Source organism: Afifella sp. YEN Y35, assembly GCF_047553465.1.
In the GTDB taxonomy this organism is placed as follows: domain Bacteria; phylum Pseudomonadota; class Alphaproteobacteria; order Rhizobiales; family Afifellaceae; genus Afifella; species Afifella aestuarii.
Genome location: NZ_CP180203.1, coordinates 1,127,683 through 1,143,032 on the forward strand (window position 1 = coordinate 1,127,683; position 15,350 = coordinate 1,143,032).

Consider the following 15,350-nt stretch of genomic DNA (forward strand, 5'->3'; position numbering starts at 1 on the left):
CATGGCTCGCAAGCCAGCCGAGGAGGTGCCGAGCCCCAGCGCGCTCGAAGGCGTGCCGCTGCCGCAGGAAAATCCGCATCTCTTCGGACAGGAGCACGCAGAGGAACAGATTCTGACGGCCTATCGGGGCAACCGCCTGCCGCACGGGCTGCTTCTGTCCGGACCCGTTGGCGTCGGCAAGGCAACGCTCGCGTTCCGACTTGCAAAGTTCCTGCTCGCCGAGCCCGATCCTTCGGCGGACACGGTCCAGAAGGCCACCTCGCTTGCGATTGCCCCCAATCATCCCATCCAACGGCGGGTCGGGGAGGGGGCGCACCCCAACGTTCTTCATCTGCAGCGCCCTTGGGACGAGAAGCGCAAGACCTTTCGTACCGTCATTTCGGTCGAAACGATAAGGCGGATCGTACCTTTCGTCGGCACCACGGCGGGGGAAGGCCTGTGGCGCATGGTCATCGTGGACGGTGCCGAGGAAATGAACCGAAGCGCCGCGAATGCTCTCCTCAAGGCGCTCGAAGAACCGCCTGTGCGAACGATTTTCGTGCTGGTGACGGCGCGTCCGGGCCAGCTTTTGCCGACGATTCGCTCCCGCTGCCGCAGCTTCCATTTCGGTCTTCTCAGCCCCGAGGCGATCGCTCATGTGTTCGAAGCGCTCGACGTGCCACAGCCGCCGGAGAAGGATCTTCAAACGATCCTGTCGCTCGCCTCGGGAAGTGCGCGGCGGGCGATCGAACTGGCACGCGGCGATGGATTGAGCCTCTACCGGGCCATCAATCGCGCGTTCGCGAGTGACGATCATGCGGTTCTGAGCGCTGTCGCCAATCAGGCGGCCGCGGCCCGTGGCGCAGCATGGGCGGAATTCTTCGATCTCGTCGGTGGCTATCTCGACCGACGCATCCGGCAGTTGCCGGAGCCCGAAAAGGGCGTTTCGCCGCCCGAGCTCCCGCTTGCCAGGTGGGCGGAGCTATGGGAAAAGATCCACCGACGCTCGGCGGAGGTGGAAACCTTCAATCTCGACCGCAGGCAGTTCGTGCTCAACGTCTTCGAGGCAGTCGCCGACGCCGTGCGCCATCCCCACCGCCCTATTTTCATGTGACCGCGGGCACCACCCATGACCGGTAAGCCGACTTTTTACATCACCACGCCCATCTTCTACCCCAACGGTGTGCCGCATATCGGCCACGCCTATACGGCGCTCGCGACCGATACGCTGGCGCGTTTTCAGCGCCTCGACGGCAAGGATGTCTTCTTCCTGACCGGCACCGACGAGCACGGGCTGAAGATGCAGCAGACGGCGGCGAAGGAGGGAATTACTCCCGCCGAGCTCGCCGACCGCAATTCGCAGCGTTTTCGCGACATGATGGGCGTCCTCAACACGTCGCACGACGATTTCATCCGCACCACCGAGGAGCGCCATCACCGCTCCTGCGAGGCGATATGGGAGCGGATGAAGGCGGCGGGAGACATTTATCTCGACAAATATTCGGGCTGGTACTCCGTCCGGCAGGAAGCCTTCTTCGACGAAAAGGAAACCACCGTCGGCGAAGATGGGGTTCGGCGCGAGCCGCTCGGCTCACCCGTCGAATGGGTGGAGGAGGAAAGCTACTTCTTCCGTCTCTCCGCCTATCAGGAGAAGCTTCTCGCCCATTACGGAGCGCATCCGGATTTCATCGGCCCGCAGGAGCGGCGCAACGAAGTCATCAGCTTCGTGAAGTCGGGCTTGAAGGATCTTTCCATTTCTCGCACGACCTTCGATTGGGGCGTGAAGGTGCCGGGCGATCCGCGCCATGTGATGTATGTCTGGGTGGACGCCCTGACGAACTACATCACCGCGGCTGGTTTTCCGGACGAGGAGGCTCCGCGCTGGCGCTACTGGCCGGCCAATCTCCATCTGATCGGCAAGGATATCGTGCGTTTTCACGCCGTCTATTGGCCGGCCTTCCTGATGTCGGCCGGCGTGCCGCTGCCGAAGCGCGTCTTTGCGCATGGCTTCCTGTTCAACAAGGGAGAGAAGATGTCGAAGTCGGTCGGCAACGTCGTCGATCCCTTCGCCATCGTCGAACATTATGGCCTCGATGCCGTCCGCTACTTCTTCCTGCGCGAAGTCTCCTTCGGCCAGGACGGCTCCTACAGCCATGACGCGATCGCGGGCCGCATCAATGCCGATCTCGCCAATGATCTCGGCAATCTCGCCCAGCGCTCGCTTTCGATGGTCGGCAAGCATTGCGGCGCCAGCGTCCCTGAGCCCGGTGCGTTCTCAGAGGCCGACAACGAGATGCTGCAGGCCGCCGACGCGCTCCTGGAGCGCTGCCGCGAGGCCATGAACGAGCAGGCGATCCATCAGGCGCTCACCGCCATTTGGCAGGTCGTCGGCGATGCAAACCGCTATTTTGCCGGCCAGGAACCGTGGGCGCTGCGCAAGAGCGATCCCGCGCGGATGGCGACTGTCCTCTATGTCACCGCGGAAGTGGTCCGCCAGGTCGGAATCCTGATTCAGCCGGTGATGCCGGGTTCGGCCGGCAAGCTGCTCGACCTTCTGGGCGTGGCGGAAGAAAACCGCACATTCGAATTCCTCGGCAAATCGGGGCGTCTCGTTCCGGGAACGGCGCTGCCTCCGCCCTCGGGGGTCTTCCCGCGCTATGTCGAGAGCGAGGCTCCGGCGGGGGCTGCCTGATGCTTGTCGACAGCCACTGCCATTTGGATTTTCCCGATTTCGAGCCGGAACGCGACGCTGTCGTGGAACGGGCGAGGGCGGCCGGCATCGTCCGTATGGTGACGATCTCGACGCGGGTCTTGGAGTTCGACAAGATCCGAGGCATCGCCGAAACCTATGACGACATCTATTGCTCGGTCGGCACGCATCCGCACAACGCCGACGAAGAGCCGGACGTGACGACTGAGGATCTCGTCGCTTTGGCGAAGCACCCGAAAGTCGTTGGCATCGGCGAGGCCGGGCTCGACTATTTCTACGACAAAGCCTCGCGTGAGGGTCAGGCCGCAGGCCTTCGCCGACACATCGGTGCTGCGCGTGAAACGGGCCTGCCGCTCATCATCCATGCGCGTGATGCCGACGACGACATGGCGGCAATTTTGAAGGATGAGATGGGGAAGGGGGCTTTTCCGGCCCTCCTCCATTGCTTTTCATCGGGGCGGGCTTTGGCGGAAACGGGCATCGAGCTCGGTCTTTATGTCTCTTTCTCGGGTATTCTGACTTTCAAGAAGTCGACGGAACTTCGTGAAATCGCAAGTGATTTGCCTGCCGACCGTCTGCTTGTCGAAACCGATTCCCCATATCTCGCGCCGATGCCTTATCGCGGCAAACGCAACGAGCCGTCCTTCGTCGCCCACACAGCCTCGGTGCTGGCGGAATGTCGCGGCGTGTCGGTCGAGGAGATCGGCGACCTCACGAGTGACAACTTCTTCCGTCTTTTCGGCAAAGTTCCGCGGCCCTGACAGTGACGGACGTTCTGCGTATCACCATTCTGGGCTGTGGCTCATCGCCCGGCGTTCCGCGCATTGGCGGCGATTGGGGGGCGTGTGATCCGAGCGAGCCGAAGAATCGTCGGCGTCGTTGTTCGGTTCTCGTGGAGCGCATCGCCGCCTCGGGAGACAGAACGCAGGTCTTGATCGACACGTCGCCGGATCTCCGCGAACAGGCGCTGTCCGCCGACCTCAAGCGGATTGACGGCGTGCTCTACACGCATCCTCACGCCGACCACATCCACGGGATCGATGATCTCCGTGGTTTCGTGATGATGATGAAGGCGCGCGTCGATATTTACGCCGATCGGCCGACGATGGATCGTCTCGAAGAAGGCTTCGGCTATTGCCTGAAGACGCCCGAAGGCAGCGACTATCCGCCGATCGTCAACGCGCACGTGATCGAGGCCGGGACGCCCGTGACGATCGACGGGCCCGGCGGGCCGATCCAAGCGCTGCCTTTCCGGCAGCAGCACGGCTCCATTCCATCCCTCGGTTACCGTATCGGCGACTTCGCTTACTCTCCCGATGTGAACCGGCTGACGCCTGAAGCCATGGCCGCGATCGAAGGTTCCGACCTGTGGATCTTGGATGCATTGCGCTACAAACCGCATCCGTCGCATTTCTCCGTCGCGGAGGCTCTCCATTGCATCGAGACGCTGCGCCCACGACGCGCGCTCCTCACACACATGCATGTCGACCTCGACTACAACGCGTTGCGTGAAGAGCTGCCCGAAGGCGTCGCGCCTGCCTTTGACGGACTGAGTGTGGATTTGCCTTGGGCCGACCTTCCGTCAGGCTATGCGAGCTGAACCACGCTTCGCGCATTCACGTGCACGGAGGCGTTGCGCGGGGCCGGCGCAGGAACGGCTGGATCGCGTGGCTCGCTGCGATAAGTTCGAGCAAAACAACACGCATAAGGGGCTGTCATGACCTGGCGCAAAGACCGGAGTTTTGCCGTCATCGGCCTCGGAACATTCGGCAGCACCGTCGCATCTGAACTCGCCCGCTTCGGCAACCATGTGCTCGGTATCGATATCGACGAGCGCAACGTCGCACGCCTTGCCGACGATATCGCCGAAGCGATCATCGCCGACGGTAGCGACGAGGACGCTTTGCGCGAGGCCGGCGTCGGAGCCTGTGATGTCGCCGTTGTGGCGATCGGAGAGGATCTCGAGGCGAATGTTCTGTGCACGATGAATGTGAAGCTGCTCGGCGTGCCGACCGTCTGGGTCAAGGCGACGAGCCGGACGCATCATCGCATTCTCACGAAACTGGGTGTCGACCGGGTCATTCAGGCGGAACGCGAGATCGGTCAGCACATCGCCCAGATGCTCTACAATCCGCTGGTGCGCGATTACGTGAGCCTCGGGAACGGCTTCCACATCATCGATCTGCGCGTGCCGGAGGAGCTCGATCAGACATCGATCGGTGAGCTGAAGCTTGGCGAGAAGTTCGAGGTTCGGTGCCTCGGTTTGATGCGCGAGAGCGACTATATTCCCTGCAGCGGCGCCGACACGCTCCTTGAAACCGATGACAAGCTGCTTCTCCTAGGACGGCGGGAAGATCTCAGATCACTCGGCGACAGCCTTCGATTTGCGTGATGGGCTTTCCGCTTTTGCAGCGTTTCTTTTTCCCGCGTATCTGGCGTCGCACGGTCGATCTTCCGCCGCCAGCGGTACTCTCTCTTCTCTATGCGGGCCTTGTGATCGTCGGCGCGCTCGCTCTGAAGCTGCCATGGGCGGCGAGGGGGCTGCCTCCCACCTGGTCTGAGGCGCTCTTCACCGCGACCTCCGCTGTCACCGTGACAGGTCTCTCCGTGGTCGACACCGGCAGCCATTTTACCTTTTTCGGTCAGTTCGTCATCCTCGTCCTGATCCAGCTCGGCGGGCTTGGTCTCATGACCTTTGCCGTCCTCGTTCTGACCATGCTCGGGCTGCCCGTCGGTGTCTCCCAGCGCGTCTTCCTCCGCGAAGAACTCAATCAGACGTCTTTTGCGGATCTTCTGCGCCTGGTGCGCCAAATCCTGCGCGTGGTGGTCGTCTGCGAGGTCGCCGGCGTCGTCCTTCTGGCATTCGTCTTCGTGCCCGATTTCGGGCCGTGGGAGGGTTTGTGGCAGGCGATCTTCCATTCGATCTCCGCCTTCAACAATGCTGGGTTCTCGCTCTTTGCCGACAACCTGAGCGGTTACGTATTCGATCCGATCATCAACCTCGTCATCCCGGCGCTCTTCGTCATCGGCGGGATCGGCTTCATCGTCACCTCCGACATCATGAAGAAGCGCCAGTGGCGACGCTTCACGCTGCATACGAAGCTGATGCTGGTCGTTACGCTCGCGCTGATCGTCTGGTCGGTTGTGGGCTTTGCCGCGCTCGAATGGACCAATCCTGCGACCCTAGGTCAGTACCACTCGATCATCGAGAAGCTGACGGCGAGCTGGTTTCAGGGGCTGACGACGCGCACCGCCGGCTTCAACACGATCGACATGTCGGGCATCCACGATGCGACGGCGCTGATGTTCATGTCCTTGATGTTCATCGGCGGCGGCAGCACGTCGACAGCGGGCGGCATCAAGGTCACGACCTTCGTCGTGCTTCTGCTCGCCACGGTCGCGTTTTTCCGGCAGCGGCCAAACCTGCATGCCTTCGGACGCAGCCTCGGGCGTGAGGAGGTCATGAAGGTGCTGGCGCTCAGCATCGTGAGCGTCATGGTGGTGATGGGCGCGATCTTCACGATTTCGCTGTCGCACGACGGCGACTTCCTCGATCTCGCATTCGAGGTGACGTCGGCCTTCGGGACCGTCGGCTTGTCGCGGGGCGCCACGGCCGAGCTCGACGCGCTCGGGCGGTTCGTCATCATCCTTGTGATGTTTATCGGACGGGTCGGGCCGCTCACCCTGGGCTTCTTTCTCGCGACGAAGGTGCCGCCACGCATCCGTTATCCGTCGAGCCGGATCTATCTTGGCTGAGGGAGAACGCTCGGATTGTTTCTTCGGCTGTTCTGGCAGCGCTTGCAGGCTGATGACACATCGGCCGTCAATGCCGTGTTGGCGCCAGGGGCGGATTTGCCGATAATCAGCGCATCATATAGGTTCCATAATGCATCTTATGCGAATCACGTTATTGCGCTGAGGCGCGTTCAGACTGCTCTTCCCCTTGGCGCACAGCCTGGCGAGCGCTAAGGCGTTCTCATGTCAGAACAACGCCCCATCGATCGTCTCATCTCCGTTATGGCCGACCTGCGTGATCCGGAACGCGGCTGCCCGTGGGATGTGAAGCAGGATTTCTCCTCCATCGCGCCCTACACGATCGAGGAAGCCTATGAAGTTGCCGATGCGATCGAGCGTGCCGATCTCGAAGATCTGCGCGAGGAGCTCGGCGATCTCCTCCTGCAGGTCGTTTTTCACGCCCGCATGGCCGAGGAAGCCGGTGTCTTCGCCTTCGACGACGTTGCCGATGCGATCGTGGACAAGATGGTGCGACGCCACCCGCATGTCTTCGGCGATGGCACGGCGGCCGATCCGGCTGCGGTGAAAGTCCGCTGGGACGAGATCAAGGCCGAGGAAAAAGCCAGACGTCGGGAAAAGCGGCTGCGCCAGGGTCTTCCTGCCGATCCCGGGCTCTTGGCGGATGTGCCGCGCAGCTTTCCCGGTCTTCTCCAGGCCCTCAAGATGCAGGAGAAAGCCGCGAAAGTCGGTTTTGACTGGCCGGACGTTTCGGGCGCTCTCGACAAGCTCAAGGAAGAGATCGCAGAGGTCGAGGCGGAAATCGCCGCTGACGATCGCGAGCGGCTGACCGGCGAAATCGGCGACGCCTTGTTCGCTATGGTTAACGTCGCTCGCAAGAGCGGGATCGACCCCGACGCCGCGTTGCGGCGCACGAACGAAAAATTCCGCTGCCGTTTCGAAGCTGTCGAACACGGGCTGTCGAAGGACGGCCGATCCATGAAAGACGCCGCGCTCGATGAGATGGAAGCGCTGTGGCAGGCCGCGAAATTGCGCGAAGGTTCGCCCGGATCCGATTAAGCGGTCTGTGCTTCCTTCGGCACGTTGAGCGTCACGCCGTCGCCTCGCGCACGTTCCTGAAGCTTCTGGAGACGCCCGCTCGCCAGACGCACAACGAGGCGCGTTTCGCCTGTCTTGGGGTCGTCGGAACGTGAAAGAACTTCGCCGTTGTCATAGAGCCAGGCGGCTTCGCCCGACCGGGCGGCCTGGAAAACCACCTCAACGACGGCGCGTTCCTTGAACAGGCGCTCTTCCAGCACATGGAGGAGATCGGACAACCCCTCGCCCGTCAACGCTGAAACAACGACCTTGTCCGTCGCTCCGGCCGCCTTGCGTCTGAGCGCCTCGGCGACATCGGCGTCGAGAAGATCGATCTTGTTCCAGACTCCCACGAGACGCGGGTCGGACCCCGCTTCGATCCCAAGCTCGGACAGCACCTCGTTGACGTCTTCCGCCTCCGCCTGAGCATCCGGTGATGCGATATCGCGCACATGAACGATAAGGTCGGCGTCGAGAACCTCTTCGAGCGTTGCGCGGAACGCCTCCACGAGCGAGGTCGGCAGATGTGAGATGAAGCCGACCGTGTCGGAGATGATCAGCGTTTCGCCATGTGGCAGGCCGACCCGTCGCATCGTCGGATCGAGCGTGGCGAAAAGCTGGTCCTCGGCGTGGACCTCAGCCCCCGTCAGATGATTGAAGAGCGTCGACTTGCCAGCATTGGTGTAGCCGACAAGCGCCGCGACCGGATAAGGCACGCGCTGGCGCTTGGCACGGTGAACGCTGCGCGTATTGCGGACGCTCTCCAGCTGTTTCTCGATACGTCGAATGCGGTCCTGGATCTGGCGCCGGTCGGCCTCGATCTGCGTCTCGCCGGGCCCGCCGAGGAAGCCAAAACCACCGCGCTGACGCTCAAGGTGCGTCCATGAACGAACGAGCCGGCTCTTCTGGTAATTGAGGTGGGCCAATTCCACCTGCAGCGTGCCTTCCTTGGTGTGGGCACGCTCACCGAAGATTTCGAGAATGAGGCCGGTTCTGTCGAGGATCTTGACGTTCCACGCTCGCTCCAGATTGCGCTGCTGGATGGGCGTGATCGGATGATCGATGATGACGAGGCCCGTCGCCAGCGTCCGCACGAGAACGGACAATTCCTCGACCTTGCCCGGGCCGAACAGTGTCGCCGGCGTCGCCTTTCGCAGAGGGACGGCAAGGGCCTCGGCAACGTCGAGCTTGATCGCTTCGGCAAGGCCGATCGCTTCCGCCCGTCGCGCTTCCGGTGGCCGTTGCTGGGTCGCCTCGTCTTCACGCCCGCGCATCTCCGGCAAAAGTATGAGCGCCCGAGACATATCGAGCGAATCTTCCGGTCCGGCTTCCAGGTCGAGCGTGTTGCGGTCTTTGGGTTGCAATCAGCCTATCCGTTGTCGTCTTCAGGTTCGAACAGCTGCACAGGTTGATTGGGCATGACCGTGGAAATCGCATGCTTGTAGACAAGCTGCGAATGCCCATCACGCCTTAGAAGCAAGCAAAAATTGTCGAACCACGTGACAATTCCCTGCAGCTTGACGCCGTTGATGAGAAAAACTGTGAGCGGAGTTTTTGCCTTACGGACGTGGTTCAGAAATGTATCTTGCAAGTTTTGGTTTTTGTCGCCCATTGTCTCCGTCGACCTTTATTGTTGTTGCGCCGCGCGAAACAGATTGCCTGTTTCGCTTCGGCCTGTCACCCCTCAACAAGACCTACCCAGATATAGGTAGCGTCTAGTGCGCTTCCAGTTGCGCCACCTCATGAAAACGCTGTCGGAGAGCCGTCGCAATGGAGCCGGGGCGACCATTGGCCACGCTCTGCCCGTCGATCGCCACGATGGGCATGACGAGGGTCGTCGCTGCCGTCATGAACGCTTCGCGGGCACCCTTGGCTTCTTCTGGGGTGAATTTTCTTTCTTCAAGTTTCAGCCCGTCGCGTCGGGCAACCTCTTCCACCGTCTGCCGCGTGACGCCAGGCAAGATTCCCGTGCCGTTCGGACGGGTGACGAGCGCGCCATCCTGCGTGACGATCCAGGCCGTCGTCGATGAGCCTTCGGTGACGTAGCCTTCCGCGTCCACGAACCAGGCTTCTTTGGCGCCGGCCTCTTTGGCTTTCTGCTTCGCCATCGCGTTCGGCAGGAGGCCGACGGTCTTGATATCGACGCGTTCCCAGCGATTGTCCGGCGTCGTGATGACGGCAACCCCCTCCTCTGCCTGTTTGTCGGCCTTGATGCGGTCAAATGTCTTGGCCGTGATGACGACGGCCGGGCGCGTGCTCGCCGGCGGGAAAATGTGTTCGCGCGGGGCCACGCCGCGCGTGATCTGCAGATAGACCATGCCTTCGGTCACGCGGTTGCGGCGCACGGTTTCGCGCATGACCGCCGTCAGGGCCGAGCGGGTCATGGGCATGGCGATCGAAAGCTCACGCAGCGAGCGCTCGAGACGGTCGAGATGGCCTTTCATATCGACAAGACGGCCGTGCCAGATCTCGCAGACTTCGTAGACGCCATCGGCGAATTGGTATCCGCGATCCTCGACATGGACCATCGCATGGGCGTGCGGAACATACCGGCCGTTGACATAGGCCACTCTCGACATCGGAAAACTCCTCCACAACGCAGGATTCGTGCGTGCGCGATTTACGCAACGGCACTAAGCAAGATTAAGGCCGCACGACAAGGCGTGTGCCCTTCGACGCGCAGGCGCCGGCTATGCGCAATCAGAAGTACTCGAGGCTCACCCGCGCCATCTGCTCGACACGGTGCACCTGATTGGCAATGGCGAAGATGACGAGGCGGTCGCCCTTTCGGATCTGGCTTGCGCCCGTCGGGACGATGACCTCGCCGCCATGCAAGATCGCACCAATCCGGATGCCGCCCGGCAGATCGAGCTCGCGCAAGGGGCGGCCGACAAGCGGCGACGTCTCCAGAGCTTCCGCCTCGATCACCTCGGCGGCGCCGTTCTGGATCGTGTGGACGTTGCGGATACGGCCGCGGCGGACGTGTTGCAGGATGCGCGAGATGGTGACGGCGCGCGGATCGACGAAAGCGTCAATGCCGATCGTGCGCACCAACGGCGGGAAGGCGGAATCGTTCAGAAGGCTCATCGCGCGTCGGCAGCCGAGCTTCTTCGCCATCACACAAGAGAGAATGTTGACCTTGTCGTCGTTCGTGAGGGCGAGCATCGTGTCGGCCTCAGCGATATCGGCCTCTTTCAGGATGACGTCGTCCATCGCCGAACCGTGCAGCACGACGGTGCGGTCGAGCGCCTCGGCGATCTCGACGGCGCGATCGCGGTCCATCTCGATCACCTTGATCTTGGCGCGCGGATTGCGCTTCTCCAGATGGTGGGCAACGTAATGGCCGATATTGCCGCCGCCGCCGATGACGACGCGCGATCCGAGCGTCTCCTGCTTGCCGAAAATCGTGAGGGTGCGCTTCACCCTCCCCGTGTCGGTCATCACGTAGACGAGGTCTCCCGCCATCATCTGGTCGGCCGAGCGCGGCACGAACAGGTTCCCGTTGCGGAAAACGCCCACGACGATGGCATTGAGGTCGGGAAAGAGCTCGGTCAGCTGACGAAGAGGCGTGTCGATGACCGGGCAGTTCTCGTCGCAGACGATGCCGAGGACCGTCACCTTGTCGTCGGCAAAAGGGATGGTCTCGACGGCGCCCGGCTGCGCCAGGCGGCGGAGCACCATCTCGCCCACTTCCACTTCTGGAGAAATGATCACGTCGATCGGCAGATGATCGCGTGAGAACAGGTTGCTCCAGTGCTTGGCGAGATAGGTCTGTGAGCGGATGCGGGCGATCTTGGTCGGCAGATTGAACAACGAATGGGCAACCTGGCAGGCGACCATGTTGACTTCATCGTACAAGGTGACGGCGATCAGCATGTCAGCCTCGTCGGCGCCTGCACGCGCCAGAACGTCCGGATGAGATCCGTGGCCGACGAAGCCGCGCACGTCCAGCGTGTCACGAATGGCATTCACCAGATGCGGCGAACGATCGATCACCGTGACGTCGTTGTTCTCCGTCGCCAGTTTCTCCGCGATGCCGTATCCGACCTGGCCAGCGCCGCAAATGATGACGCGCATGAAATGTCCTTTGTTGCGAGAATCCCGCCGCCGTGAGGCTCTATACCCCGAGGCTCTTCAGCTTGCGATGCAGGGCCGAGCGTTCCATGCCGACAAACTCGGCCGTGCGTGAGATATTGCCGCCGAAACGGTTGATCTGCGCGGAGAGATATTCTCGCTCGAACACCTCGCGGGCTTCCCGCAAAGGCAGGGACATGATGTGGGCCGATCCATCGGCGGGGCTCGCAGGAAGGATCTCGCCAATCTCCGGCGGCAGCATGGCGGCCGTCACCATCGCTTCCGCGTCTCCCTGAGTCAGGATCATCAGCCGTTCGACGTTGTTGCGCAGCTGACGGATGTTCCCCGGCCAGTCGTGCGCCTGAAGCACGGCCATCGCGTCATCGGCGATGCGCCGGGTCGGCAGACCGGCCGTCTGGGCGATCTGTGCCATGAAATAGTCGACGAGTTCGGGGACGTCCTCGCGACGCTCCGCCAATGACGGAACGCGGATCGGGACGACGCTCAGGCGATGGAACAGGTCTTCGCGAAACCGCCCTTCCTTGATTTCCGCTTCGAGGTCGCGGGCCGTGGAAGAGAGAATGCGGACGTCGACCTTGACCTTTTTGCTGCCCCCTACCCGCTCGAACGTCTGCTCGACGAGAACCCGCAGGATCTTGTTCTGCGTCTCGCGCGGCATGTCCGCGACCTCCTCCAGATAGAGGATGCCGCCATGCGCCTCTTCCAGCGCCCCGACACGGCGATGTTCGCCCTCGGCGGCTTCTGTGCCGAAGAGAGCGATTTCCATGTTTTCGGGCGTGATGGCGGCTGAGCTCAACACGACGAAGGGACCGTTGGCCCGCCGGGAGGCGGCGTGGATGGCACGTGCCACGCGCTCCTTGCCTGCTCCTGAAGCTCCGAAAATCATCACGCGGCTGTTGGTGGGAGCGACACGCTCGATCGTCTGGCGCAGATGGTGCATGACGGACGAGGAGCCGACGAGATCGTTGGTGACGCCCGAGCGCTGCTTGAGCTCGGCCACTTCCTTTTTCAACCGAGACGCCTCCAGGGCGCGCTGCGCCACAAGCACGAGACGGTCGGCTTTGAACGGCTTTTCGATATAGTCGTAGGCGCCACGCTTGATGGCGGAGACGGCCGTCTCGATGTTGCCGTGACCGGAAATGATCACCACCGGCAACGCCGGGTGCTCGGTGTGGATGGCATCGAGAAGCGCCAGTCCATCGAGCCGGCTTCCCTGCAGCCAGATATCGAGAAAGATGAGGCCGGGCCTGCGTTCGGCGATCGCTTCCAGGGCGGCGTCGCTGTTGGCGGCGGTGCGTGTTCCGTGGCCTTCGTCTTCAAGGATGCCGGCGACGAGTTCGCGGATATCGGCTTCATCGTCGACGACAAGGATGTCGGTAGCCATCACTTGCTCTCCTGTTCGGCGCGTTCCGCAGGCTTCGTCTCTGCCTCGGTCGCGGCCGGATGGTTGGTATGTGGGAAGTTCATTCGAACGCAGGCGCCGCGGGCATCCACGCCGGCCGCTCGTGCGTCGAGAAGTTCAATGGAGCCTCCGTGTTCCTCCATCACCTTGCGCACGATCGCAAGGCCGAGGCCGGTGCCTTTCTGGCGGGTTGTCATGTAGGGCTCGAGAAGCTTCTCGCGACCCTCCTGGGGCAGACCCTTGCCGTTGTCGATCACATCGACGATCGCGTGATCGACATCGTCGCGCACGCGCACGCGGATTTCGCCGCTCACGTTTTCATCTTCGGGAACGGCCTCGATCGCCTCGGTGGCATTCTTGACGATATTGGTGAGCGCCTGCGTGACCAGGCGATGATCGACCGGCGCCTCGACGGGCGTTTCCGGCAGATCGAGTGCGAAGCTGATGTTCGGGTTGCCGACTTCCTGGAGGAAGACGGCTTCGCGGATGAGTTCGCGCAGATCGCGCGCTTCCATGACCGGCTTCGGCATCCGCGCAAAAGCGGAAAACTCGTCCACCATGCGGCGGATATCGCCGACCTGGCGGATGATCGTCTCCGTGCACTGATCGAAGACGACACGATCTTTCTCTTCGTCGATGCGCGGTCCGAAACGGCGGCGGATGCGTTCGGCCGAAAGCTGGATCGGCGTGAGCGGGTTTTTGATCTCGTGGGCAATGCGGCGGGCCACATCGGCCCAGGCCGACCGGCGCTGCGCGGCGACGAGGTCCGTGATGTCATCGAGCGTGACGACGAACCCGTCATGCGAGCTGTCGTCGGACTGCTCGATCGTCACCTGCACATTGAGCGTTCGAGGCTCGCCTTCGCGCGCAATGATGATCTGATCGCGTGCCGAACCGCGACCACGGTTGGCGACCTCGTCGAGAACGTTCTGCAATTCGGGCAGGAGCTCGTTGACGTGACGACCGACGATGCCGGTCTCTTCTTCGCCGATCGCTTCGAGTGCCGGGTGATTGGCGAGTGTGACGATACGGTCCGCATTGAGGCCGATAACGCCCGCCGAGACGCCCGACAGCACAGCCTCGGTAAAGCGGCGCCGCTCGTCGAGCTGGCTGTTGGCGGAGAGGAGCGCGTTGCGCTGCGAACGCAGCTGCCCGGCCATTCGATTGAAGGTTGCCGACAGAATGCCGAGGTCGCCGGCTTTCTCCTGAACAGGCACGCTGACGTCGAGATTGCCGCCTGAAATCTTACTGGCGGCGCCGATCAGGTGTCGGATCGGCGCGACGAGCCCGTTGGCGAAGCCGAGACCGATCCAGATGGCGGACAAAAGCACCACCAGAGCCATGCCGACGAAGAGGATGGCAAAGGCGATCTGCACGCCGAAGCGGTTCTCCTGCAATTGGCCGTATTCGGCGGCACTCTCCTCCGTGAGGCGGACTTGTCGCGTCACCTTCGGGTCCAATGGACGGGCAAGGTAGAGATAGACGTCGTCGAGGCTGGTGATCTTCAGCACACCGCCGACGAGATTGGTCGTGCCTGGTGCGATCAGCGCCGGACGGCCTTCGTCGGCATCTTCGAACACCTGCTGCGGTGGTGGCGGCACCTTGAGGTTGGTCGAGGTCTTGCCTTCGACGATCACGGATCTGTCGCGCCGGATGAGCGCGATCGCGGACAGGCCGCGCAGCTGCGCCTGATTGGACAGGTAGGCGGCAATCGCCTTTTTGTTGAGCTCCAGATCCGGAGCGACGCGGTTGAACTCGCTTGCGATCGCCAGAAGATCGATTGCCAGGATGCGGCTGTGCTCCTGCACATAGGCCTGCGCGACCTCCCGCGAATTTTCGATGATCGCTTCGGTGCGCTCGGCGAACCAGCGGTCGAGGCCCTTGTTGAGCGTGATCGACGCGATTCCGGCCGTCAGGATCGCCGGCAGAGCCGCGATGATCGAAAACAGCGCTACGATGCGCACATGCAGCCGGGCGGCGGCGCGTCCGTGCCTGCGCGCAATCCAAAGCCCAGTTGCCTCGAACGCGACCGTCCCAATGAGGAAAAGAACGACGATGCCGTTCAGAAGGCCGGCCGCGCGCACGACCGCGGGCGTCGGCTCTATCGTGGTCTGTCCGGTGAGGATCAGAAACGTGCCGATGGCGCTTGAAAGCGCCAACAGAACCGCGAGCAGGCCGACCATGCGCGCGATGCGGTTGCGTTCGCCAAAGCCCGGACGGATGCGTTCGGGTGGCAGATCAGGGCTAGTGGCGACGGACATGGATCCTACGGTCGATCGGATTGATCGCTCATGCGTGGGCACAGAACGTGGCTAATATGTCACAAAAACGGCG

General features: G+C 62.4%; 13 protein-coding genes. 7 read left to right on the forward strand and 6 right to left on the reverse strand.

The window, feature by feature from the left end:
- Window position 1: 1 nt before the first annotated feature.
- The 7 genes from ACK8CP_RS05480 (at window position 2) to mazG (ending at window position 7,501) form a co-directional block, all read left to right on the forward strand.
- On the forward strand, window positions 2-1,093 hold the full coding sequence (locus tag ACK8CP_RS05480) for a DNA polymerase III subunit delta' (RefSeq protein ID WP_414833610.1): 1,092 nt from the start codon (window positions 2-4) through the stop codon (window positions 1,091-1,093).
- Between the two features lie 15 nt (window positions 1,094-1,108).
- Window positions 1,109-2,671 carry a methionine--tRNA ligase gene (gene metG, locus ACK8CP_RS05485; protein ID WP_414833611.1) on the forward strand — a complete coding sequence of 521 codons (1,563 nt, stop codon included), beginning with the start codon at window positions 1,109-1,111 and terminating at the stop codon, window positions 2,669-2,671.
- Window positions 2,671-3,450 (forward strand): TatD family hydrolase, encoded by a 780-nt coding sequence (locus tag ACK8CP_RS05490; protein WP_414833612.1) that lies wholly within the window; start codon window positions 2,671-2,673, stop codon window positions 3,448-3,450. Before metG ends, ACK8CP_RS05490 begins: the two co-directional genes overlap by 1 nt.
- A 2-nt stretch (window positions 3,451-3,452) precedes the next feature.
- Complete coding sequence (locus ACK8CP_RS05495; RefSeq protein ID WP_414833613.1) at window positions 3,453-4,289, forward strand: MBL fold metallo-hydrolase; 837 nt, start codon at window positions 3,453-3,455, stop codon at window positions 4,287-4,289.
- Window positions 4,290-4,406: 117 nt separating this feature from the next.
- Window positions 4,407-5,081 carry a potassium channel family protein gene (locus tag ACK8CP_RS05500; RefSeq protein ID WP_414833614.1) on the forward strand — a complete coding sequence of 225 codons (675 nt, stop codon included), beginning with the start codon at window positions 4,407-4,409 and terminating at the stop codon, window positions 5,079-5,081.
- Window positions 5,081-6,445, forward strand: a complete 1,365-nt coding sequence (locus ACK8CP_RS05505; RefSeq protein WP_414833615.1) for a TrkH family potassium uptake protein — start codon at window positions 5,081-5,083, stop codon at window positions 6,443-6,445. The genes ACK8CP_RS05500 and ACK8CP_RS05505 overlap by 1 nt, the downstream gene beginning before the upstream one ends.
- Before the next feature lie 222 nt (window positions 6,446-6,667).
- Window positions 6,668-7,501, forward strand: a complete 834-nt coding sequence (gene mazG / locus ACK8CP_RS05510) for a nucleoside triphosphate pyrophosphohydrolase (RefSeq protein WP_414833616.1) — start codon at window positions 6,668-6,670, stop codon at window positions 7,499-7,501.
- Here mazG and hflX read toward each other — a convergent pair.
- The 6 genes from hflX to ACK8CP_RS05540 all read right to left on the reverse strand — a co-directional run bounded on the left by hflX (window position 7,498) and on the right by ACK8CP_RS05540 (window position 15,277).
- A complete protein-coding gene (gene hflX / locus ACK8CP_RS05515) occupies window positions 7,498-8,823 on the reverse strand; it encodes a GTPase HflX (protein ID WP_414834193.1) in 1,326 nt (441 codons plus the stop codon). The genes mazG and hflX overlap by 4 nt on opposite strands.
- 65 nt (window positions 8,824-8,888) lie before the next feature.
- A complete protein-coding gene (gene hfq, locus ACK8CP_RS05520; RefSeq protein ID WP_092812272.1) occupies window positions 8,889-9,131 on the reverse strand; it encodes an RNA chaperone Hfq in 243 nt (80 codons plus the stop codon).
- 103 nt (window positions 9,132-9,234) lie between these two features.
- A complete protein-coding gene (locus ACK8CP_RS05525; RefSeq protein ID WP_234627988.1) occupies window positions 9,235-10,098 on the reverse strand; it encodes a D-amino-acid transaminase in 864 nt (287 codons plus the stop codon).
- 121 nt (window positions 10,099-10,219) lie between these two features.
- Window positions 10,220-11,596: a Trk system potassium transporter TrkA gene (gene trkA, locus ACK8CP_RS05530; protein ID WP_092812276.1), complete on the reverse strand. Its 1,377-nt coding sequence runs from the start codon at window positions 11,594-11,596 to the stop codon at window positions 10,220-10,222.
- A gap of 40 nt (window positions 11,597-11,636) precedes the next feature.
- The gene (locus ACK8CP_RS05535) at window positions 11,637-12,998 is read right to left on the reverse strand and encodes a sigma-54-dependent transcriptional regulator (RefSeq protein ID WP_234627987.1); all 1,362 of its coding nucleotides are present in this window, start codon (window positions 12,996-12,998) and stop codon (window positions 11,637-11,639) included.
- Window positions 12,998-15,277, reverse strand: coding sequence for a sensor histidine kinase NtrY-like (locus ACK8CP_RS05540; RefSeq protein ID WP_234627986.1), 2,280 nt, complete (start codon window positions 15,275-15,277; stop codon window positions 12,998-13,000). The genes ACK8CP_RS05535 and ACK8CP_RS05540 overlap by 1 nt, the downstream gene beginning before the upstream one ends.
- Window positions 15,278-15,350 lie beyond the last annotated feature (73 nt).

Bases quoted from the DNA above. Each gene is read 5' to 3' on its own strand.
- ACK8CP_RS05490 (WP_414833612.1), top strand. From the start codon at position 2,671: ATGCTTGTCGACAGCCACTGCCATTTGGATTTTCCCGATTTCGAGCCG.
- ACK8CP_RS05535 (WP_234627987.1), bottom strand. From the start codon at position 12,998: ATGGCTACCGACATCCTTGTCGTCGACGATGAAGCCGATATCCGCGAA.
- mazG (WP_414833616.1), top strand. From the start codon at position 6,668: ATGTCAGAACAACGCCCCATCGATCGTCTCATCTCCGTTATGGCCGAC.
- hfq (WP_092812272.1), bottom strand. From the start codon at position 9,131: ATGGGCGACAAAAACCAAAACTTGCAAGATACATTTCTGAACCACGTC.
- ACK8CP_RS05525 (WP_234627988.1), bottom strand. From the start codon at position 10,098: ATGTCGAGAGTGGCCTATGTCAACGGCCGGTATGTTCCGCACGCCCAT.
- metG (WP_414833611.1), top strand. From the start codon at position 1,109: ATGACCGGTAAGCCGACTTTTTACATCACCACGCCCATCTTCTACCCC.
- ACK8CP_RS05505 (WP_414833615.1), top strand. From the start codon at position 5,081: ATGGGCTTTCCGCTTTTGCAGCGTTTCTTTTTCCCGCGTATCTGGCGT.
- hflX (WP_414834193.1), bottom strand. From the start codon at position 8,823: ATGTCTCGGGCGCTCATACTTTTGCCGGAGATGCGCGGGCGTGAAGAC.
- ACK8CP_RS05480 (WP_414833610.1), top strand. From the start codon at position 2: ATGGCTCGCAAGCCAGCCGAGGAGGTGCCGAGCCCCAGCGCGCTCGAA.
- ACK8CP_RS05500 (WP_414833614.1), top strand. From the start codon at position 4,407: ATGACCTGGCGCAAAGACCGGAGTTTTGCCGTCATCGGCCTCGGAACA.
- ACK8CP_RS05540 (WP_234627986.1), bottom strand. From the start codon at position 15,277: ATGTCCGTCGCCACTAGCCCTGATCTGCCACCCGAACGCATCCGTCCG.
- trkA (WP_092812276.1), bottom strand. From the start codon at position 11,596: ATGCGCGTCATCATTTGCGGCGCTGGCCAGGTCGGATACGGCATCGCG.